The organism is Porifericola rhodea (genome assembly GCF_030506305.1).
GTDB lineage: Bacteria > Bacteroidota > Bacteroidia > Cytophagales > Cyclobacteriaceae > Catalinimonas > Catalinimonas rhodea.
This window is the reverse complement of record NZ_CP119421.1, coordinates 440,644-458,630: the sequence shown is the minus strand read 5'-3', so window position 1 is coordinate 458,630 and position 17,987 is coordinate 440,644. Positions and strand designations below refer to the sequence as shown.

Annotated in this window: 25 protein-coding genes; 22 read left to right on the top strand and 3 right to left on the bottom strand. The window is 40.4% G+C overall.

Features of this window, described 5'->3' with window-relative positions:
- Positions 1-3 precede the first annotated feature (3 nt).
- The 22 genes from PZB74_RS02075 to PZB74_RS01970 all read left to right on the top strand — a co-directional run bounded on the left by PZB74_RS02075 (position 4) and on the right by PZB74_RS01970 (position 14,939).
- Positions 4-336 carry a hypothetical protein gene (locus tag PZB74_RS02075; protein ID WP_302240340.1) on the top strand — a complete coding sequence of 111 codons (333 nt, stop codon included), beginning with the start codon at positions 4-6 and terminating at the stop codon, positions 334-336.
- Positions 337-338: 2 nt separating this feature from the next.
- A complete protein-coding gene (locus PZB74_RS02070) occupies positions 339-1,217 on the top strand; it encodes a hypothetical protein (protein WP_302240338.1) in 879 nt (292 codons plus the stop codon).
- A gap of 35 nt (positions 1,218-1,252) precedes the next feature.
- A complete protein-coding gene (locus PZB74_RS02065; RefSeq protein ID WP_302240337.1) occupies positions 1,253-1,912 on the top strand; it encodes a hypothetical protein in 660 nt (219 codons plus the stop codon).
- 50 nt (positions 1,913-1,962) lie between these two features.
- A complete protein-coding gene (locus PZB74_RS02060) occupies positions 1,963-2,556 on the top strand; it encodes a hypothetical protein (RefSeq protein ID WP_302239184.1) in 594 nt (197 codons plus the stop codon).
- A 58-nt stretch (positions 2,557-2,614) separates the two neighbouring features.
- A complete protein-coding gene (locus PZB74_RS02055; protein WP_302239182.1) occupies positions 2,615-3,025 on the top strand; it encodes a hypothetical protein in 411 nt (136 codons plus the stop codon).
- Positions 3,026-3,050: 25 nt separating this feature from the next.
- Complete coding sequence (locus PZB74_RS02050) at positions 3,051-3,554, top strand: hypothetical protein (RefSeq protein WP_302240335.1); 504 nt, start codon at positions 3,051-3,053, stop codon at positions 3,552-3,554.
- Position 3,555: 1 nt separating this feature from the next.
- Positions 3,556-3,867: a hypothetical protein gene (locus PZB74_RS02045; RefSeq protein WP_302240334.1), complete on the top strand. Its 312-nt coding sequence runs from the start codon at positions 3,556-3,558 to the stop codon at positions 3,865-3,867.
- Position 3,868: 1 nt separating this feature from the next.
- Positions 3,869-4,186 carry a hypothetical protein gene (locus tag PZB74_RS02040; RefSeq protein ID WP_302240332.1) on the top strand — a complete coding sequence of 106 codons (318 nt, stop codon included), beginning with the start codon at positions 3,869-3,871 and terminating at the stop codon, positions 4,184-4,186.
- Positions 4,187-4,203: 17 nt separating this feature from the next.
- Positions 4,204-5,211 (top strand): hypothetical protein, encoded by a 1,008-nt coding sequence (locus PZB74_RS02035; RefSeq protein ID WP_302240329.1) that lies wholly within the window; start codon positions 4,204-4,206, stop codon positions 5,209-5,211.
- Positions 5,212-5,222: 11 nt separating this feature from the next.
- Entirely contained in the window at positions 5,223-5,408 is a 186-nt protein-coding gene (locus PZB74_RS02030; RefSeq protein ID WP_277484578.1) for a hypothetical protein, read from the top strand.
- Between the two features lie 30 nt (positions 5,409-5,438).
- On the top strand, positions 5,439-5,861 hold the full coding sequence (locus PZB74_RS02025; protein WP_302240327.1) for a hypothetical protein: 423 nt from the start codon (positions 5,439-5,441) through the stop codon (positions 5,859-5,861).
- Complete coding sequence (locus tag PZB74_RS02020; RefSeq protein ID WP_302240326.1) at positions 5,854-6,543, top strand: hypothetical protein; 690 nt, start codon at positions 5,854-5,856, stop codon at positions 6,541-6,543. The genes PZB74_RS02025 and PZB74_RS02020 overlap by 8 nt, the downstream gene beginning before the upstream one ends.
- Before the next feature lie 3 nt (positions 6,544-6,546).
- Positions 6,547-7,128: a glycoside hydrolase family 108 protein gene (locus PZB74_RS02015; RefSeq protein WP_302240325.1), complete on the top strand. Its 582-nt coding sequence runs from the start codon at positions 6,547-6,549 to the stop codon at positions 7,126-7,128.
- Positions 7,119-7,550 carry a hypothetical protein gene (locus PZB74_RS02010; RefSeq protein WP_302240324.1) on the top strand — a complete coding sequence of 144 codons (432 nt, stop codon included), beginning with the start codon at positions 7,119-7,121 and terminating at the stop codon, positions 7,548-7,550. The genes PZB74_RS02015 and PZB74_RS02010 overlap by 10 nt, the downstream gene beginning before the upstream one ends.
- A gap of 9 nt (positions 7,551-7,559) precedes the next feature.
- Positions 7,560-8,228 (top strand): hypothetical protein, encoded by a 669-nt coding sequence (locus tag PZB74_RS02005; protein WP_302240322.1) that lies wholly within the window; start codon positions 7,560-7,562, stop codon positions 8,226-8,228.
- Positions 8,225-8,458 carry a hypothetical protein gene (locus PZB74_RS02000; RefSeq protein WP_302240321.1) on the top strand — a complete coding sequence of 78 codons (234 nt, stop codon included), beginning with the start codon at positions 8,225-8,227 and terminating at the stop codon, positions 8,456-8,458. Before PZB74_RS02005 ends, PZB74_RS02000 begins: the two co-directional genes overlap by 4 nt.
- Entirely contained in the window at positions 8,458-8,835 is a 378-nt protein-coding gene (locus PZB74_RS01995; protein WP_302240320.1) for a hypothetical protein, read from the top strand. Before PZB74_RS02000 ends, PZB74_RS01995 begins: the two co-directional genes overlap by 1 nt.
- Positions 8,836-8,842: 7 nt before the next feature.
- Positions 8,843-9,133: a hypothetical protein gene (locus PZB74_RS01990; protein WP_302240319.1), complete on the top strand. Its 291-nt coding sequence runs from the start codon at positions 8,843-8,845 to the stop codon at positions 9,131-9,133.
- 242 nt (positions 9,134-9,375) lie between these two features.
- Positions 9,376-10,521 carry an ATP-binding protein gene (locus PZB74_RS01985; RefSeq protein ID WP_302240318.1) on the top strand — a complete coding sequence of 382 codons (1,146 nt, stop codon included), beginning with the start codon at positions 9,376-9,378 and terminating at the stop codon, positions 10,519-10,521.
- A 141-nt stretch (positions 10,522-10,662) separates the two neighbouring features.
- Positions 10,663-11,565 carry a class A beta-lactamase gene (bla, locus tag PZB74_RS01980; RefSeq protein WP_302240317.1) on the top strand — a complete coding sequence of 301 codons (903 nt, stop codon included), beginning with the start codon at positions 10,663-10,665 and terminating at the stop codon, positions 11,563-11,565.
- Positions 11,566-11,950: 385 nt separating this feature from the next.
- Positions 11,951-13,309 (top strand): IS110 family RNA-guided transposase, encoded by a 1,359-nt coding sequence (locus PZB74_RS01975; RefSeq protein WP_302240316.1) that lies wholly within the window; start codon positions 11,951-11,953, stop codon positions 13,307-13,309.
- A gap of 76 nt (positions 13,310-13,385) precedes the next feature.
- Positions 13,386-14,939, top strand: coding sequence for a prolyl oligopeptidase family serine peptidase (locus tag PZB74_RS01970; RefSeq protein ID WP_302240315.1), 1,554 nt, complete (start codon positions 13,386-13,388; stop codon positions 14,937-14,939).
- A gap of 993 nt (positions 14,940-15,932) precedes the next feature.
- Here the strand turns inward: PZB74_RS01970 and PZB74_RS01965 are convergent.
- From PZB74_RS01965 to PZB74_RS01955, 3 genes are all read right to left on the bottom strand, one after another.
- Complete coding sequence (locus PZB74_RS01965) at positions 15,933-16,409, bottom strand: hypothetical protein (protein ID WP_302240314.1); 477 nt, start codon at positions 16,407-16,409, stop codon at positions 15,933-15,935.
- An 11-nt stretch (positions 16,410-16,420) separates the two neighbouring features.
- Positions 16,421-16,654, bottom strand: a complete 234-nt coding sequence (locus PZB74_RS01960) for a DUF4160 domain-containing protein (RefSeq protein ID WP_302240313.1) — start codon at positions 16,652-16,654, stop codon at positions 16,421-16,423.
- A 5-nt stretch (positions 16,655-16,659) separates the two neighbouring features.
- A protein-coding gene (locus PZB74_RS01955) for an IS3 family transposase (protein WP_302240312.1) occupies positions 16,660-17,807 on the bottom strand; the annotation gives its coding sequence in 2 pieces (ribosomal slippage) (positions 16,660-17,546 and positions 17,546-17,807; 1,149 coding nt in all).
- Positions 17,808-17,987: the final 180 nt, after the last annotated feature.

Genomic DNA, 17,987 nt, shown 5'->3' with positions numbered 1-17,987 from the left:
GTCATGAGTATTGACAGTAAAGAATTTCAATCCTTAGGGAGAGTAGCCAGATCTTCAACGGACATAATCTCTGACATTGATGCTGATATTGATGCCTGGGCTAATAGCGAGGCGGCAGCTACAAACAACACCAAAAGTGGTGGGAATTGGTTGGACACCGTTACCAAAGCCACCACCACTGCAGCTGACCTGTTTAGCAAATACACCCAATCCAAAAACCCTACGGTGACGCAAAATCAGGTGTCTAGTTCTGCTACACCCTCCTGGATGCTGCCGGTGGGCCTGGGAGTAGCAGCGCTCACACTCATTATCGCTTTGAACAGCAAGAAAGACTAATCATGCAAATACAACTATTATCAGGAGTCTCGGAAGCTAAAGGGCTAAGGGAATACAGCAACACTTCTGTAAATCCTCTCAATACTGATCCTAATCAGATGAAGAGATTAGGGGTGCTTATCGGGCTCAAAATAGATTGGAATAAAACTGCCGACAAGCTGCGGTGGGGTTATGTAAAGACTGAAAGCTTAAGAGGCCGAGGACTTAATGGTCGGCTAATAACCAATCTTAAAAGCAGACTTGCCCGAGCAGAAGCAGAGTACACCAAGCTGGGAGGTAATAGAAAAGACTTTGCCAAAGCCATCGTTGAAGGATTTGGTAACCGGGATCAGGCAGTAAGGGTAGATTATAATTCACTGGGAGAAATCTCTATTAGAGCAGAAGAAAGAATACTGTTGACTTCCCCTGCGCAACTGCTGGCTGATCTCAAAGCAGGTGTCTCAATATCAGGCTTAGGGAATACTGAAAGTAATGCCAATGCGGATGCTTTTGCCAAAGCAGGAAGTACACTTTCCAAAATTTCAGAGATTGCCTCAGGAGTTTCAAGCATCACGGGGTCTCTTGCTACCATCACTCAAAAAGAAGATAAGGTTAATGCCAGTATTGATGAATCACCTACTAGCCAGCAAGCAGGCATGGGTACCTGGGTGAGTGAAAATAAAAAAACACTTGTAGCAGGAGGAGCACTGCTGTTGGCAGGGCTTTTCATCACTAAAATGAAGCATGCTGATGGTGATCCGGGAAGTAAAACTCGCTCAAGAACTACAAGCCGAAAGATTAGAACTCAGAAAACTACCAGGGCCAAAAAAAGACCAGTAAGCAGGAAACCACCAGTCAAGAAAAAGTCAGCTTCCTCCTTAGGCATAATACCACTTCAATAATTCACTCAATCAAATATTTAAATCAATTCATTTCCATGAGAAAAAAGAGAAATACTGCTGCTGTAGCTACCAGAGGTGCTAAGAAAATAGGCAGCCGTTTGGGCAATACCGCTCTTCTGTTGCTGCCTGCCATTGCGGGTGGTGCTGTAGGTGCCGGTATCGGAAGAAATAGCTTCTTAGCTGGCTTCGCTTTGCTGGCTTCAGCCAATCACTTCAAATGGCCGGAGTGGACCAAAACTATGGCCGTAGGTATGGCAGTCAATGGCGTGGCCACCACTAAGCCGGTTACTGAATCACAAAAGGTAGCAGAAGCCACTACCGACAGTACTACTGTATCAGGCTTCCTTCCTTCAGGTCTGATAGAGGACAACTTCAAAGAACGGGGAGAGCAGTACCTGAAAAACATCATGCTCAATGCCTACATAGACAAAATTCCTATGGTCAATAAAATGGTAGGACTGGCCGGTATTGAGTCAGAAAGTATGTTTGCTCCCAACAAGTCGGCTAAGATCAACCTGAATTCAAATCAGCGACAGGAGCTCAATCGCCTGATTGCGGAGATGAGCAGTGTATCCGGTATTGATCAGACCGAATTTGCTGATCGTACTACTGAGCTCAGCAGTATGGGAAGCATTGATCAGTATGCTTTTGATGAACCCTCAGTAAGAGCCTTTGATCGCAGAAGAGCTTCATAAAGAAAAAACTCAATCAATAATCAATTAACATCTAAATCAGAATCAAAAAAATGGGATTGCTAACTCAAATTAAAACCTCTCGTGAGCACTTCATTGAGCAAGCGAAAGCTTCACAAAACCCCGACATTAGAAAAATTGCTGAGGCGGTGGCTGCTGGCCGTTCCCGACTGGCTGACTTTGCTGCATACTCTATTGTAGATGGTAGCACAAAAACTATGATCCGCTTCTTTGAATCTCAGGACAAAGAAGAGATCGGTATCAAAAACATTGCTACCGCACGATTAGAGAAGGGCGAAGTATTTATGGCTACTTCTATTGCCATTCTTGCCAAAACCAGTGTAGAAGCCACTTATGATGCGGAAGCCATGTCCAAACTCAAGTTCGGTATGGTAGATGACATTCCTGGTCTTGCCAATGGAGAGTGGGAGTTTGAAGTGAATAACTCTATCATCGTTCCCAAATCTTCCATGCAGATGTTTGTGACTACGGGCTTTAATGTTCCGCTGGGAATTTGTCCGCTGACCAATCCAAAAATCCTGGAGGATAATGTGCCGCTGTCCTTGACCATAGAAACCAAAATAGCGCTTCCGGCCAAGACCGCTTTGAAAGCTATTCTTTACGGAACAGTCGCAGTACCTGCTTAATACTCTGGTAAAAAGGCGGATAAATACACCGTCTTTTTACTCTACTACAAATTCAATCATGCAACAAGAGCAATTAGAAAACTATAAAGTAGCCTATAAGACCTTCAAGTTTGCAGCTACTGAAGATGGCCTGGCAAGAGAGACCAATTTTGAGCTGGATAAAAACACAGTCTTTGTCACCGGCTTCCAGTTGGGTTCAGACAATAAAAGTAAGCTCAACTTCAGAGGATCACTGGGCCTGCGCATAGGAGGGGATACCCTTTTAGAAAATGGCACCCCCTGTCAGCTGTTTGTCTCTTCAGTAGGCGTAGCAGTAGAAAAGCGCTTCTTTCCGCTGGGAGAAGTGAAGCCAGGCAACTACAAAGTAGAGCTCAACTTCCAGGATGAAGACAATGCTATTGCTCCCTTTGAAGCTGGGTATACCGTCTATATCACTTTTGCCTATTTACTTCCTAAAGACAATCTCTAAAGAAAACCTGTAAAGACAATCAGTAATGCTGAGACACAAAGTACTGCATAGAACCTTAGCCGGAGGTAAAGAACAAGAAACCAAAAGAAGGTTGCTTGCCAAGCGTATCCGGGTAGAAAGCAAAGGGGCTTATAAAGTGGCTACTATGGATATTGATGGTTGTAAAGTAGTGGGTGCTTACATTGTTCCGATGGTGTATGTAGATCAGCCCATCAAGACATTTAGAAGATTCTATGGGGTAGGGGCAGCAGGGCAAAACTCAGCATTATTTATCAATTCACTTAATCAGGAACTGATTCAAAGTAAGATCGGACAGGTATCTGTAAGTGCAGGATTGAATGAGCATATCTATATCGCTCAACCGGTAGAAGCGGGTTTACCACTGCTTTCCTATGGAGGCTTATCCGGTGGGTTTAAGTCGCCCTTGACAGTCTCAGTGACTGATACTCAAACGGGTGCTGTTATGGATTACTACCTCTTTGAAAGTGTGAATGATAATCTGGGACAAACCACCATTGAAATCGCATAATATGATACCCTTTTTAGGAGAACTTTCGCTGCAATCCAGAGATACATCGGATCTCTTTTACCAACACCAGGTAGAAGCCGCTTTTATTACTCATGAAGTAGAAGATAATCAGCTCATGGATGCTCCCTGCATCAACGGTTTTGATGCGGATTCTGATTTGGATTATCCACTGGTACAAAGTCTTCCTGATTTGGAAATGATACCGCTGGAACTGGAAGCAGGTAACCAGGAAGTAAAAATCATGTACCGGGATGCGGAGCAGTTTGATGCTCAATACGAAGTTATTGTCTACCTCTTAATTGAAGAAGAATAAGATGGATGCTACACTACTCAAAGAACTCATTGCGCAGCGGATTGCTGAAAAAGGCTATTCAGTTCAAAAAAGCCAGATTGTGTACCGGGATATTGTGCTACCCGCTAGAGCAAGCAAAGCATTTAACGCCTACAACCAATTATGGATGCTCATTGATGATGTTCAAGGCATCAAAATAGAAAGCAGCTACGGCATGTATAACCTATCCAATATTGTAGCTGATGAACAGCAACACGAACACACTGACCAGATCACGATTGAAAACCTGACAAGCCAAGCAAAGCAGGTCAAGATGTATCAGATTATTCTTAAAAAATAACTCAACACTAAAAACCCATGACTACCCAGGAAAACCTCCGCACGGCGGACCGTACCCTTCAAAAATATTCGCATGTGGTGGAGGACATCATGAACAACCGCTCTACCTCCCAGATGCTAAGAAAAAACTACCTTATTGATAATGGGGTGGAAAAAGTATCCGAAGACACCATTTATGGATTGCGTAAGATGGTGACAAAAAAGAAAGCGGAGTTAAGGAGAAAAGGTTTGTCGGGGACGGTTCGTCGCACGATTGATGCGCAGGACATTATTACACCAAGATCGGAGGTAGTAGAAGGTTTATCCATGACTCATGGTGGCGGTTACAACCCTCAGCAACCGACGACCACCTCTTCTACGGGGCCTACATACTCCGATGAAAGACCAGCGCCCAATTACATGCAGGCACCGATCTCGGATATGCAGGCCCATGTACAAAATGCTGAGCTAAGAGCAGAAATCCGCTTTTTAAAGCATCAACTCTCAAGTACTGAAAAAGAGCTGAGTAAGCTCCAAAATGAAGGGCTGGGCAATACCAATCTGAATACCGAGCACATCTTTTTAAAGCGAGACTTTTCTGACCTGCAAAAGCAATATAATGAGGCCAAAAAGAAGCTGGAAAGCTTAGAGCCAGAGTATGAAGACCTCAAAGAAGATGCTAAAACATGGGCTAAGCTGGAAAAAGCAGCGACGCTAATCACTTCCCAGCCCCAAATGTTCGTCTCGGTCTTATCAGCTATCAATCCGGTAGCAGGTAGAAATGCGGCTAGTGCTTTAGCGGGTATGTCAGGAGAGCAGCAGCAATTACCTGCAGGTTCACAAACGGCTATGCAGATTGCCCAGGCCATAGACCAGGCTTTCAATCAGGATGAGCAACGACAGCTGGCCCAAATCATCAATCATTGCGCAAGCAGAAAGGAACTTGTCGGAGAACTGGCCTATATGCTGCAACGCCGATTAGTAGAGATTGCTACCAAAGCAGAAAAGCTTACTGCTGAAGGCTCAGAAAACGCTGAAACGATTTAATAAAAAAAACAATGGCAGATTTTAAAATGGAGATCCTTGTAGATGCTAAAAGCAAGGAGGAAGCACTCAAACTCAAAGGCATCATTCTGGAAATGTATCAGGACTATGGTACGGAAGGTTTAATGGGCTTGTACCAGTTAGGCAAAAGCCCCGCAGGAAAGATGTTCACAAGCAAGTTTAAAAAGAAGAAGAAGTAAGCCACTATGCTCCCGCTCATCGCATCACAATTGGCAACCAAAGACAATATAGATAGTCTGGGAGAAGCTTTATCTACTTTAGGTAAAGTGGGTTTAGGGGTGTTGGTAGCAGGGGGAACTTTCATGCTTTTACGCTCTGGCTATCGCAAACTGAATGCAGACTTACAGGACGATAAAGCCACTGAAATGGGCACCCCTGCTTATTATGCCGCCCAAATTGGTAAAGCCATTCATACCGGAGATGTATGGTGGGGATGGCTGCAGGATGATGATGAAGAGTACCTCTACAACATCTTGCGGGAAATTCCTTCCGGAACATGGGAGAGGGTGGAGGTTGCTTTCAGACAGCTCTTCAACAATAAAAGCCTGACGAGCGAGCTCTTGCGTGCCCTTTCTACTTACGAGTACACCAAAGCACTTTCCATCATCAACAGTAAAAAGAGTAATGGCTAGAAATAGACAAAAATTAACAAGGGGAAAAATCATCCTGTATGCCGCTGGCGCAGGTGCTATTCTGGGCACCGGATATGTGGGGTACAACTTCCTGCGAGACCTCAATTTTGGCTCAGGCAAGACGAATGAAGATTTTCCAAGTAGCTCTACGGCACCTAAGGGAAACTCAGGAGTAGTTGGACCTAACATCACTTTGGCTAAACCTACATATCATGAAGCATTCCCTATGGAAGTAGGAGATAGAAACTGGTATGTGCTGCAAATGCAGTTGGCATTGATTAATCATGGAGGAAAGGTTAAAGGTTTTATTGAACAAAGTGGGGGAGCTGATGGCGCTTTCGGTCAGGGTACTTTGGATGCCTTGGTGGCTGCCCGATACATCGGAGTACTGGACCAGTATCTTGGAGCCAGAGTTACTGATTTTACCTATGAGCGAATCCTCAATAAAGGATCTCTTTCAGGACTTTCCGGTTTGGGTTATTCCCCTAAAGTGGCGATCACTACCCAACAGACTTTTATGATCAATGCTGACTCCATTAACCAGGCTAATCCCCAGGCCTACCCGGTACAGCAGGGAATTCTATTGGGTTATCTGATGGACGAAAGCAAAGGCTTATCCAAAATCCAAACCGAGCAAGGGGATATTTTCTATACCGTTTCTTCAGGCATTAAAGTAATCTAAATCATGAGCTTTGACATAGCATTTACGCACCTGTTACTATTTGAAGGCAATTATGCCCATGTAAAAGGCGATATGGGAGGTGAAACTTATAAAGGTATTGCCCGCCGCTATCATCCGTATTGGAGCGGGTGGGCAACTATTGATAAATATAAAGCCCGGCACGGACCACTAAAAAGGAATCACTACATCCCTGATCCGGAGCTGGACCGGAAAGTAAAAGCATTTTACCTAGCTAATTACTGGCATGAGATCTACTGTAGCAAAATCGCCGATGAACGAGTGGCCCACCTCATGTTTGACTTCTATGTACATAGTGGTCATGTAGGGATGAAAATAGTCCAGCGTTGTGTCAATCAACTCTTAGACCGGGATGTACTCAAAATTGATGGCATCATCGGTAAAATCACGCTCAACTGGATCAATAAGATACCTGGAGAATTACTTCATGATCTCGTCAAAGAACGCAGAAGGGACTTCTTAGAAGGACTCGCTGCTCGGCCAGGTCAAGCCAAATTCTTAAAAGGCTGGATGAGGCGTATTGATTCATTTCCAACGCTTACAGAAGATGCTGGGTCATGGGTATAAAAAATATTCTTACCAGCCTCTTTTCAGGAGGACTCACTGAAATCCGTCAATTGGTAGATGAAGTCACTACCAGCAAAGAAGAAAAGCTCAGGCTACAAAACGAGATTGACAAAATCTTTTATGGACTGCAGTCTCAGTTGTTTGAAGCAGATCTGAAACGCTTCCAGGAGTCTCACGAGACTTTCAGAAAAGACGGGCAAATGCAGAAGGTATATGCACTGACCTTTCTAATTGCTTATGTGGGTTTATCAGTGGTGATGCTTTTGATCATTACCCGGATGACTGAACTACAGGATTATGCGATATCGTTGATTTCTACCATCTGGGGAGGGATGTCAGTCAAAGTCAATACCATTACTGATTTCTTCTTTGGCTCTTCTTCAGGGAGTCAGCACAAAGATGATAGAATCCTAAAAAAATAGGTTTACCGAATGAGTTTTACTGCCCAGCTATCCACTTACTCCAAAGTGAATTCTTTATTGCGAAAGCTAAGAAGCAAGGGGTATAGGATATTTGATCGACCCCTGGAGTTAAACCTTATTGCTGAGCGTAGCAATACGGTGCGCTCGGAAGTCATGGATGATAGCCTGCACATGCTGTATAAAGACCTGGAAGGGAAGTGGGTATTAAAGAGTTTTCAGGTAACCACCGATCCAAGTGCCTACTACATTGATAACCCAATTGTATCGCAAGGCTATGGATTCATCAAAAAAGGACAGTGGCTGAATGCTTATTCACTCGGCTATCATAAAGGAAGACCAGCACTTGTTCAGGTAAAACCCATGACCGTCATAAGAAACTATGCCCTGAAAGGTATTTTTAAAACCTATACTGGCACTGAAGAAACAGGAATCTTTGGCAATAACATCCATGATATGAAGGGCAGTATGATCAATGCCTCAGCAGGTTGTGTGGTCTTTGCAAGAGACAATGACTATCAACAGTTTTTAAACCAATGCCAGGTGCATCGTAATCGCTATGGCAATGCATTTACTTTAAGTCTACTGGATTTTAGAGACAATCATAAAACCCGCAATACCATGATAGCGGCAAGTCTACTAGGACTGGGAGGACTGGCAACCATACTATTCAAGAAATGAAGAAAAGTGATAAAGTAAGTTTGATCAGCGGCCTTGCTGCTATTGCAGGGGTGTCTGCCCATGAGTATCTAAAAAAGAAAAAGCTCATCAGTAAGCAGGTGAAAACCATCTATACAGTAACGCCTGTCTCATTACTCTCTGCACTAATTGCCAATAGCGTAATTTCAGAAGATGCTCCCCGGGCCTATGATGATTACTTGCAGGAGATAGCTCAAAAAAACGTCAAATAATGGAAAGATATGTCCAGCTCAACCATGGAGAAAACGGCACTTACTTCATAGCAGATAGTAAGACAGGAATTATCTATGCGGCCACCGGCCCACTTGCTGAACTTAAGAAAAGATATCCTCTTCAATTAGGTTTGGGTACACTAGGCATCATTCCTGTGATTGTGGGTGCGGTAGCTGCAGTAACCCCTGCTGTAATTGGTGCTGTGAATGCCTCCAAGAATCGCAAAGCAGCTGAAAAAGAAGCCGCCCGGCAACAGGAAATGTTGCAGCAACAAGCCTACATGCAAACTTCAGCGCAAGCCAACCAACAGCAAATGATGATGACCCTGGGAGGATTAGGGCTGGCGGGACTCTTAGTTTTTATGCTTCTTAAATAACAATCTCATGACAAATCAAGCTTATCACTACTCTTCTCAGCACAACAGCAACTACCAGCAACCTTCCACCAGGCAAGAAAGACTCAAGGCGATTGAGTTTTCAGGAGAAGATGACTTCAAAATAAAAGCCTACACCAAATCAGAGTTAGCCGATATGTATGGAGTACATGTCAATACCCTATCAAAATGGATTGACAGACATCTGCCAGCATTTGAAGAATTGGGCTACACAAAAACCTTGAAGATGCTTGATCCCGCTATGATTAAACTGTTCATCAGTATTTTTTCCACGCCTTAATTAAGCTTACAATATTACATAAGGCGCAGGATATGCGGCTAGACTGATAATCCTTTATAATACTAAGGAACAAAAGCAATATTCCGACTGAACTTCACACATATGCCAGACGGAATATTAAGTAGAACACGCATCAAAAATCACCTTCCTTTAGATGCTATTAATTAGATTTGAATTATCTTAAGGGAGATATAAGTAAAGCATGTGCAATGCGCATGTTCTAATGTTGGCAATAATTTGAAATGATAAACAAAAGGCTATTAATAAAGAACCTCATTTCTCATAATGGTGAAGGAACTTTCTTTGATAAAAAGAGAAGCATTAGTTTATCATCTGATTCTGAAAAAGCAAAACTTCTAAAGCATATTTGTGCATTAAGTAATTCAAATCCAGAGAATGAATCGTATATAATTTTTGGAATTTCAGATGATGATAACTCTATAATTGGAACAAGTGCGTTTGATGATAGTGTAATTCAAAACCTTGTAAGGTCAAATTTGGAAAATCCACCAATAGTTTCTTATGAAAACATCCAATTTCCTGAAACCAAATACTACCAAACGGTTGGTCTTTTAACAATTTTCCCAAATGCAGAGAAGACTAGTCTTATCAAAAATATTTGGAAATTAAAAAAAGGAAGTAGTTTCTATAGATACGGAAGTACTTCAATAATTATTGATGAAAACTTTTATGTTAATGAAACCAATAAATTAACAGTTAGTGCAATAAAAGAATATTCAATCAACAATTTAAAAGGACTTATAGATGGAGTCCAAGAATTTAAATCTATAAGCCATCCCGAATATCATCCTGAAAATGTAGTTTTTCTAGACCAATTTGTTTTATGTTGGTCTGCTTGGAGAGATAAATATGGAGAAAGAGATTATTATTCAGAAATAAATATTCATTTAGTCAATGAAAATAAAAAGATTTTTATTTCTGCTGTTCAATTCGCTGACATAATCATAACTGAAAAAGAATTTAAGATTATTGAATTAGTACCTTTAGGTTATGGAGAAAATTACGATCTATATCCATTAGAGGAGATTTCTATCAGTTTTTTAGCAAACGGAACTTATACTATCACAACTAAAACGATATTTGAATTTCCTACTTTTTCAAAAGAGGAAATTGAAAAATTATATAAACGAACTAAATTACTAACTGAAAAATATAAAAAGGGCATTTTTCCAAAAGAAGAAATGAACTTTCAAGAAGGTTTAGCTCAATACTACCTGTTATGCTTTCTAAACGGAATTGAAGCTGCTAGAGCAGATTTAATTGAATCTAAAACTTATTTGGACGGTTCAGCTGCTGAATGGCAAAGTGAATGTTTAGTAATATTAGAAAAATATGAAAAAACTATTGCCAACAATGGCTATAAGTAATTGCTTGTTGTCGCCTACTTGTGAAAATCCTCACGGATTTTCAGTTTGGTGTGTACTTGCAAAGTTAACCGCTAAACCACGCAACTACTCATAGCCGAGAACGTTGGGCGTCATATAAGATACTTAAACTTTACCTAACTGATGAGAACCAATAAAGGCATTTCAGACAAAATTTGTATCTGCGTATTTTTTGTGTTTCTATCATTTTGGTCTTTCGGGCAAACCACTTTAGAAAAAAAAATTGAACAACATGCTCAACACATCAGCGGCAATGTAGGAGTTCATGCCATGCTTTTAGAAACTGGAGAGACAGTATCCTATAACGCAGATCAAAGGTTTCCTATGCAAAGCGTCTATAAGTTTCCTATTGCCATGGCCGTACTTGACCAGATAGATAAAGGAATACTGAGTTTGGAGCAAGTTGTTCATGTATCTCCTGAGGATTACATTCCCAAACAGGGCTACAGTCCGATTCGGGAAAAATTTCCTGAGGGAGTTGATCTTACCATTAGAGAACTGTTGAAATACACTATACTTAGTGATGGTTCAGCTTCAGACGTGCTTCTTAACACCATCGGAGGGGCAGACGTAGCCGATGATTATGTCCATAACTTAGGGGTGAAAGATGAAAATATATCTATCGCAATACTCGAAAAGATACAGGTAGCTAACGACACGATCCAGTACCAAAACTATTCTACACCACAAGCAATGACCCAGCTTTTGAAAATATTTTATATGGATGGTGTTCTTTCCAAACAAAGTCAATTATTACTTTTTCAGGATATGGTCGACTCGAAAACAGGGTTAGGACGAATAAAAGGCTTACTACCCGAAGGAACTATCGTAGCTCATAAAACAGGAACTGCCGGGACTTACAATGGACTGACTCGAGCCACAAATGATGCTGGAATTGTTGTTCTTCCCAATAGAAGTCATTTAGCAATTAGCATATTTGTTTCTGATTCTTATGCTTCTCCCAAAGAGCGCGATCAAGTAATTGCCAATATATCCAAGTTAGTGTTTGATCATTGGAAGAACTGAATGAAAATACGAACGCCCAACATTATGCATCAGCCATGCCTGTTTGAAACACACTTGGAAGTTTGTTGATCCAAGTGCCAAAAATGAAAGAAGAACGAAAAACGCAAACAACCCGGCCCAGCTGTTGCATGGGCCGTTGGGTGCAATCCACCATATATTGAAACATTTACTTCTATAGCTAACGAGGGCGCTATTCAACTTTTTCTTAAATTGGTAAAGCTCTTTGTAAGGCCGATTTTCAAACTGTTGCTCCAATTGGAAGCACGGGTGCAATCCTGGTTGAGATGCTTGCGATTACTTCATTGGCGGTCCTGAGTATTCGGGAACCCCGTTCAGAATATTTACTTGCCAAAAGCACATCTCCTTAGAGCTTAAAGTAATTACAATGGAACAGGAATCAATCTCAATGGAAGTTGTCAATCCCCAGGCTGGGGGCATTGACGTGGGCAGCCGCTCCCACTGGGTGGCTGTTGGTCAATCTGAACAGGATGTTCGGGAATTCGGGGTCTATAATCAAGATCTTTTCGCTATGGCAGAGTGGTTAAAAGATAATCGGGTTAAAACTATTGCCATGGAAAGCACCGGAACCTATTGGCAGAATCTTTACTCAGTGCTCATTTCTAAAGGTTTTCATGTCATTTTATGCAACGGAAAATTTACTAAAAACATAAAAGGTAAAAAGACGGATGTAAAAGACTGCCAATGGATACAAAAGCTACATACACTTGGTCTACTCACCAGTAGCTTTTTACCTGATGGTCAGACTGAGGAACTCAGAACTTATTGTCGTCATCGTGCCAACTTGCTGCATTCAGCAGCTTCTACTTCTAAGAAAATGCAGAAGTACCTTAGGTTGCTCAACCTCAGGCTTGATGTGGTAGTAAAGGACATCTGCGGTCTCACAGGTCTTAGTATCATCCGCTCCGTCTGTGCCGGAGAAACCGATCCTAAAAAACTTGCTTCGCTACGCCATGGTAACTGCCGTAAAAGTGAAGAAGAAATCGCCAGGGCATTGCAGTCCAATGGAAGGAAAGACTATCTTTTTGCCCTTCAGCAGGAACTGGAAATGTATGATCATCTTCAGTGCAAAATTGAAGAATGTGATAAAATGATAGCAGCAAAGCTGGAAGAGATTATAGGAAGTGATGACAACAAAAGGCAGCACCATATAGAGCCTAAGCCATACAAAAGAATAAACAAGAATACTCCAAAGGACATTGACCTTAATTTGAAGTCTTACCAGATGTTTGAGGGTACAGATTTACTGTCCATTGAAGGCATGAGCTTTTCTACTGTACTTGCATTAATGAGTGAGGTAGGATTAGAGGGTATTAAAAAGTTTAAAACCGCCAAGCATTTTGCATCCTGGTTGCGCTTGGCACCCAACAATAAAGTGAGTGGAGGCAAGTTGCTATCTAGCAAAGTACCTAAAGGAAGTAACAGGCTCAAAATAGCTTTAAGGAATGCAGCCAATGCCATTGGAAATCTCAAAGATTCAACTCCACTCAGAGACTTTTTTCAGCGCATAAACTTCAGAAAAGGTAGAGTATCTGCTATTAGTGCTACAGCCAGAAAACTGGCGGTAATTATTTGGAACATGGTGGTGAAGGGAGTACCTTATGTCAATCCAGAAGGATACCTCTACCTGGACCAGAAAAGAAAGCTGGGACTGGTCAAGAGGATAAGAAAGCAAATTGATAAGTTCGGGTTGACAAATGAGGAACTAGGGTTGATAACTACCTGACTTTCAGAACGATAATTTAACGTTAGTCAGAAGCTGAAAAAAGACCCTGTAACTATCATCAAAATAGAGCATCTTTATGATGGACAATAATTTAAAAACAATCCGATTGACAATAATCATTACAGGGTTACTACTTTCAATAATATCTTACGGGCAGACATCCTTAAAAGAAATTGGACTTAAAGTTGGTAAATATAAAGTGGGCTTTAAGCATTATACAATTAATGATAGCACGAGAACCTATCGAATTCATAATGAGTTTAACAACCAACTTATTGAGAGACCAATCCCTATAAGTATTTGGTATCCTGCGAAAATAGAGGATAGTAGTTCTGAGCAATTAACAGTCTTAAACTATTTAGAGATTTTAAAAGAAGAGGAAGAATGGAAAAATTTACCGAATTACTTTCTGTTGGATTGGTTTCCTTATTTATGGAACACGCCAGAAAATATGGCTCATCTTTCAGAAAAGGTAGATGCTTTTTCTAATCCAACATTATTAGGCGGAAAATTTCCAGTAGTAGTTTATGCACCAAGTTATCAAGCCTCGTCAATTGAAAACTTTGCGCTATTCGAGTATTTAGCTAGTAACGGTTTTGTAGTGATATCAAGTCCTTCAAGAGGAACAGATACGCGTTGGTTGGAAGGCGGAACTACAAGAGATATGGAAACGCAATCGAGAGATGTTGAATTTCTTCTAAAAGAAATTCATAGCTACGAGAATATTGATTTGGAAAAAGTGGCATTAATAGGATTTAGTTTTGGTGGGTTGTCAAACGCTATAACTGTTATGAAAAACAAGACTATAAAAGCAATTGTTAGTTTGGATGGAACCGAAAGGTACAATTATCCTGTTTTGGAAAAATCACCTTATTTCAATTTAGATAAGTTTTCCATTCCTTATATCCATTTTGCTCAAAAAGAGATACCAAAAGAAATCTTAAATGCGGACAAAATCCCTGAAGAGTTGAACTACGAATTTCAATTATACGATTCTTTGGAACATAGCAATATTTACAGGTATAGATTTCACGACCTAACGCATTCTTACTTTAGTTCTTTCGGTGTCTTATTCGCTAACAGAGACAAAAGGCAAGATAAAAGTGATGTTAAAATAATGGCATCCTACAATCTACTTTGTCAGTATACTTTACACTTCTTAAATGCAACATTAAAAAATGAGAAAAAGGCGATTGATTTCATTGAAAATAAACCTGTTGCTAACGGTTTTTCCGATAGTTTGATTTCCAAAGAATCAAAAAAAGCTATAGAAAAAGACTTTACATATAGGGATTTCAATGATTTAGCTTTCAAACAGAATTATCAAAATTTAATCCCTCTATATACAAAAACGATTTCCGATTATCCAAATCTTGAACTTCAAGAAGGAGTGTTAAACACTTTAGGACTGCGATTATCGTTTAATCCTGAGAAGAAAGTGCAAGGATATAATGTCTTTTTATTAGCATTACATCTATATCCAAAATCGGCAAATTTATATGATAGTTTAGCCGAAGCATATTTTTATAATGAGGACTACCAAAACGCAATTTTGAATTACAAAAAGTCTTTGGAATTAAACCCTGAAAATCAAAACGCAATTGACCGATTAAAACAACTAAAAGAATAAAGCCAGCAGGTAACAGTGTATATAAATAATAGGCGGAATAGTAATAAAATTAAGAGTTGTGAATCGTATCAAACTTTGTGTTTAACCGAAAGTTTAGTGCTTCGTAACCGCCTACTTTTCATTTACTAACTGTTAGTCAGAATCCCCCGTTTAAGATGACTTAAAAGTCAAGCTAGATAAGGGGAAGATACAAAGTCGGAACAAAGCTCGTTTTTTCAGTTGGCGTATAGATCATTAGATCAACCCGATCAGAATCCTAGAGATTGGTGTATAATGAAAGCCAAGATGGCGGCACTTAAGAGACCCCGAAGAGAATAATCAGTAAAATTTTTAAGATGCACCTGTCAGACTTCTTTTATTATTAAATGATTTATCCCAAATTTTGGGTAGGGGGAGTTTTGTTTTTATGCGTTTAAAAGAGGCTAAAAATCACTTCATACTACTGGAGACGTTATGGAGAATAAAATAATAATATTATGAAACCAAGAAGTATTTAAGCAAACTTAGGAGTAGAAAGTATCGAAAGAACCAAGGAATTTTATCTATCATTAGGCTTTAAATCAAATGGTCACCCTGTTAAAGATTTAGTGAGCTTCTTATTTTGAGATAATGATTTTGTAATTCACTTCTTTGAACAAGAAAAATTCAAAACAAGTCTCGAAGGAGAACTCTCTGACTTGAGGCAAGGAAATGAAATTATGTTTTCCCTTTCAGTTGAAAGTAAGCGTGAATTTGACAGTTGGATAAATGAAATAAAACAAGCAGGTGGAAACATTTTATTTGACTCTAACAAAGACAGGAAAAAATTCTATAATGAAAACGGGTTTTACATTTGCGTGTTTGCTGACCCTGACGCTCACAAATTCAATCTGCTTTATAACGAGAACATGTAGAAGAAAAGAAAGCCAGTTGCCAAGCGAATAGGACAAAGTAGGAATTGACTTTTAAGACTTACCCAAAATGTAAAGGAACGGATCGTTGAGAATATGCGGTTCATGCAGCCTGCACCTGTTTGATCATTTGTTTGCGGATTGCTTCAAGTCTATCCAGTTCTTCAGCTTTCCAAGGACGCTTACCCTGCCTTTTCAAAGTAAAATAAGCAGTAGTGCTTTTGTCCTTCTTACCGTAAAGCATTATACATACCTGGCTGAGGTTGATCCAAGGGAGTGATAGCCACTTGGGTGTTTTAAAAAATTTATCTAGGTCTTCCTCTACTTCAATCCATTCTCCTTTCAATCGGGCCTGTATGATATCCTGATTGTCCCTGAGAAAAATAGATAGCTGTTCTATATCCTCTACTGGTACCAGGTGACTCATCAATACCTTGCTAGGATCATTAAGAGAAAACTCAATTTCACCTTCACCATCATTGCGCTGAAAACGCACCTTATCTTGGTCGTAAAAAGTACGATAAAGACGATCATTTTCAACAGTGGCCGTTTCCACGGTGGCATAAAAGAACTCTTCCATAATATCTAAATTTATTCTTTGAAATACTGATGCCAGGCGGCAACTAATTGTCCTCTTCTTTGAGAAATAAGCTTTTCAATCTGCCTGAGTTCTTTAGTTTTTAATCCCTTGCTGTCAGTAAGCTTAATTTCCGGTTCAAGCTCATATCTTGCCGACCCACCCTTGCCTTTTACATGTATATGTATAGGTGTAAGCTTCCCCGTTTTAGAACTGGTCTGGAGTAGAGAAAATCCTTTTTTAATCAAATAAATCAGCTATTGCTACTACTATTATGGGTGTTAATTGTGGTTAACTCTGCAGCGTTATCCACTGTTAACGCCCCATATCTTGCTTTGGCAAACCTGATTGGGCTAAGCCCCTTCAGACTATCATGAGGTCTATGGTAGTTATAATCCTCCAACCAGGTGCTGGTAATCTCCCTTACCTCATCCAGAGAATCAAAGAGGTAAACATCCAGCACATTCCTTCTGTAAGTGCCGTTAAACCTTTCCACAAAGGCATTCTGAGTAGGTTTTCCTGCTTGGATATAGATGAATTCTATTTCATTCATTTTGCTCCATTCCTCCATCAGGGAGGCGATGAATTCAGGTCCATTATCCATTCTGATCCGCTTTGGTTTTTCCCTTCTTTTAATCAGATGGTTAAGCACCCACACCACTCTGTTACTCTTCAAAGAATAATCTATTTCAACATGCAGCGCTTCACGATTATAATCGTCCATCACATTAAAAGAACGAAACTTCCTTCCATTCATTAGAGCATCACTCATAAAGTCAATAGACCAAGTGTGATTCAACTCTTCAGGTATCTCTAATGGCTCCTTCACCCGCTGCGGAAGCCTTTTCTTTGCCTTCCTCCTGATATTCAATCCTATGGCTGTATAGACTCTGTAAACCTTCTTATGATTCCAGGGCTTTCCTTCATCGCGCAAACGACCAAAGGCCTTCCAAAAGCCCTCTCTTGGATGTGCTTCCGCCTTCTGGCGCAACGCATCTATCACGTAGGTATCATCTTTCTGGTTCTGGTAATAATATACAGACTTACTCAGTCTCAAGACTCTGCACGCCCTGCTGATGCTTGTCTTTTTCTCCTTTACAACCTCTTCTGCTATCTGCTTCTTCTGGCAGGGCTTTAAAGCTTTTTTTCAATAATCTCTCGGGCCAGCTTCAGGTCAAGAGCCTGTTCTGCATACATTTGTTTGAGCCTACGATTCTCTTCTTCCAGTTGCTTCAGTCGCTTTAACTCTGTGGCATCCATACCATTATAGCGTTGGCGCCACTTGTAAAAAGCCGCCTGACTTACGCCATACTCTCTGCTGATCTCCGCAGCACTTTTTCCTTCTTCAAATTCCTTGAGAATCTTAGCAATCTGTTGGGTGGTAAATGTCTTCCTTTTCATTTCTAACAGTTTAAAGTTAACCATTCTTTCTCTACTTTTAAACTGTTCTATTTATAGGGAAGCTTACATAGGAAGATGATCATTACTGTAGAAGAAGAAGATATACCCTAATGTTCTTAATACCTCTGGCATTCACAAAGATAGTAAATACTATCATTATAAAAAAGTATATGTACTATT

What these genes read in the sequence shown, in the direction of transcription:
- PZB74_RS01990 (WP_302240319.1), top strand. Translation starts at nt 8,843, where the DNA reads ATGACAAATCAAGCTTATCACTACTCTTCTCAGCACAACAGCAACTAC.
- PZB74_RS01975 (WP_302240316.1), top strand. Translation starts at nt 11,951, where the DNA reads ATGGAACAGGAATCAATCTCAATGGAAGTTGTCAATCCCCAGGCTGGG.
- PZB74_RS02015 (WP_302240325.1), top strand. Translation starts at nt 6,547, where the DNA reads ATGAGCTTTGACATAGCATTTACGCACCTGTTACTATTTGAAGGCAAT.
- PZB74_RS02010 (WP_302240324.1), top strand. Translation starts at nt 7,119, where the DNA reads ATGGGTATAAAAAATATTCTTACCAGCCTCTTTTCAGGAGGACTCACT.
- PZB74_RS02055 (WP_302239182.1), top strand. Translation starts at nt 2,615, where the DNA reads ATGCAACAAGAGCAATTAGAAAACTATAAAGTAGCCTATAAGACCTTC.
- PZB74_RS02045 (WP_302240334.1), top strand. Translation starts at nt 3,556, where the DNA reads ATGATACCCTTTTTAGGAGAACTTTCGCTGCAATCCAGAGATACATCG.
- PZB74_RS01970 (WP_302240315.1), top strand. Translation starts at nt 13,386, where the DNA reads ATGATGGACAATAATTTAAAAACAATCCGATTGACAATAATCATTACA.
- PZB74_RS01965 (WP_302240314.1), bottom strand. Translation starts at nt 16,409, where the DNA reads ATGGAAGAGTTCTTTTATGCCACCGTGGAAACGGCCACTGTTGAAAAT.
- PZB74_RS02060 (WP_302239184.1), top strand. Translation starts at nt 1,963, where the DNA reads ATGGGATTGCTAACTCAAATTAAAACCTCTCGTGAGCACTTCATTGAG.
- PZB74_RS02050 (WP_302240335.1), top strand. Translation starts at nt 3,051, where the DNA reads ATGCTGAGACACAAAGTACTGCATAGAACCTTAGCCGGAGGTAAAGAA.
- PZB74_RS02065 (WP_302240337.1), top strand. Translation starts at nt 1,253, where the DNA reads ATGAGAAAAAAGAGAAATACTGCTGCTGTAGCTACCAGAGGTGCTAAG.
- PZB74_RS01995 (WP_302240320.1), top strand. Translation starts at nt 8,458, where the DNA reads ATGGAAAGATATGTCCAGCTCAACCATGGAGAAAACGGCACTTACTTC.
- PZB74_RS02000 (WP_302240321.1), top strand. Translation starts at nt 8,225, where the DNA reads ATGAAGAAAAGTGATAAAGTAAGTTTGATCAGCGGCCTTGCTGCTATT.
- bla (WP_302240317.1), top strand. Translation starts at nt 10,663, where the DNA reads ATGAGAACCAATAAAGGCATTTCAGACAAAATTTGTATCTGCGTATTT.
- PZB74_RS01985 (WP_302240318.1), top strand. Translation starts at nt 9,376, where the DNA reads ATGATAAACAAAAGGCTATTAATAAAGAACCTCATTTCTCATAATGGT.
- PZB74_RS02040 (WP_302240332.1), top strand. Translation starts at nt 3,869, where the DNA reads ATGGATGCTACACTACTCAAAGAACTCATTGCGCAGCGGATTGCTGAA.
- PZB74_RS02030 (WP_277484578.1), top strand. Translation starts at nt 5,223, where the DNA reads ATGGCAGATTTTAAAATGGAGATCCTTGTAGATGCTAAAAGCAAGGAG.
- PZB74_RS02005 (WP_302240322.1), top strand. Translation starts at nt 7,560, where the DNA reads ATGAGTTTTACTGCCCAGCTATCCACTTACTCCAAAGTGAATTCTTTA.
- PZB74_RS02035 (WP_302240329.1), top strand. Translation starts at nt 4,204, where the DNA reads ATGACTACCCAGGAAAACCTCCGCACGGCGGACCGTACCCTTCAAAAA.
- PZB74_RS02070 (WP_302240338.1), top strand. Translation starts at nt 339, where the DNA reads ATGCAAATACAACTATTATCAGGAGTCTCGGAAGCTAAAGGGCTAAGG.
- PZB74_RS02075 (WP_302240340.1), top strand. Translation starts at nt 4, where the DNA reads ATGAGTATTGACAGTAAAGAATTTCAATCCTTAGGGAGAGTAGCCAGA.
- PZB74_RS02020 (WP_302240326.1), top strand. Translation starts at nt 5,854, where the DNA reads ATGGCTAGAAATAGACAAAAATTAACAAGGGGAAAAATCATCCTGTAT.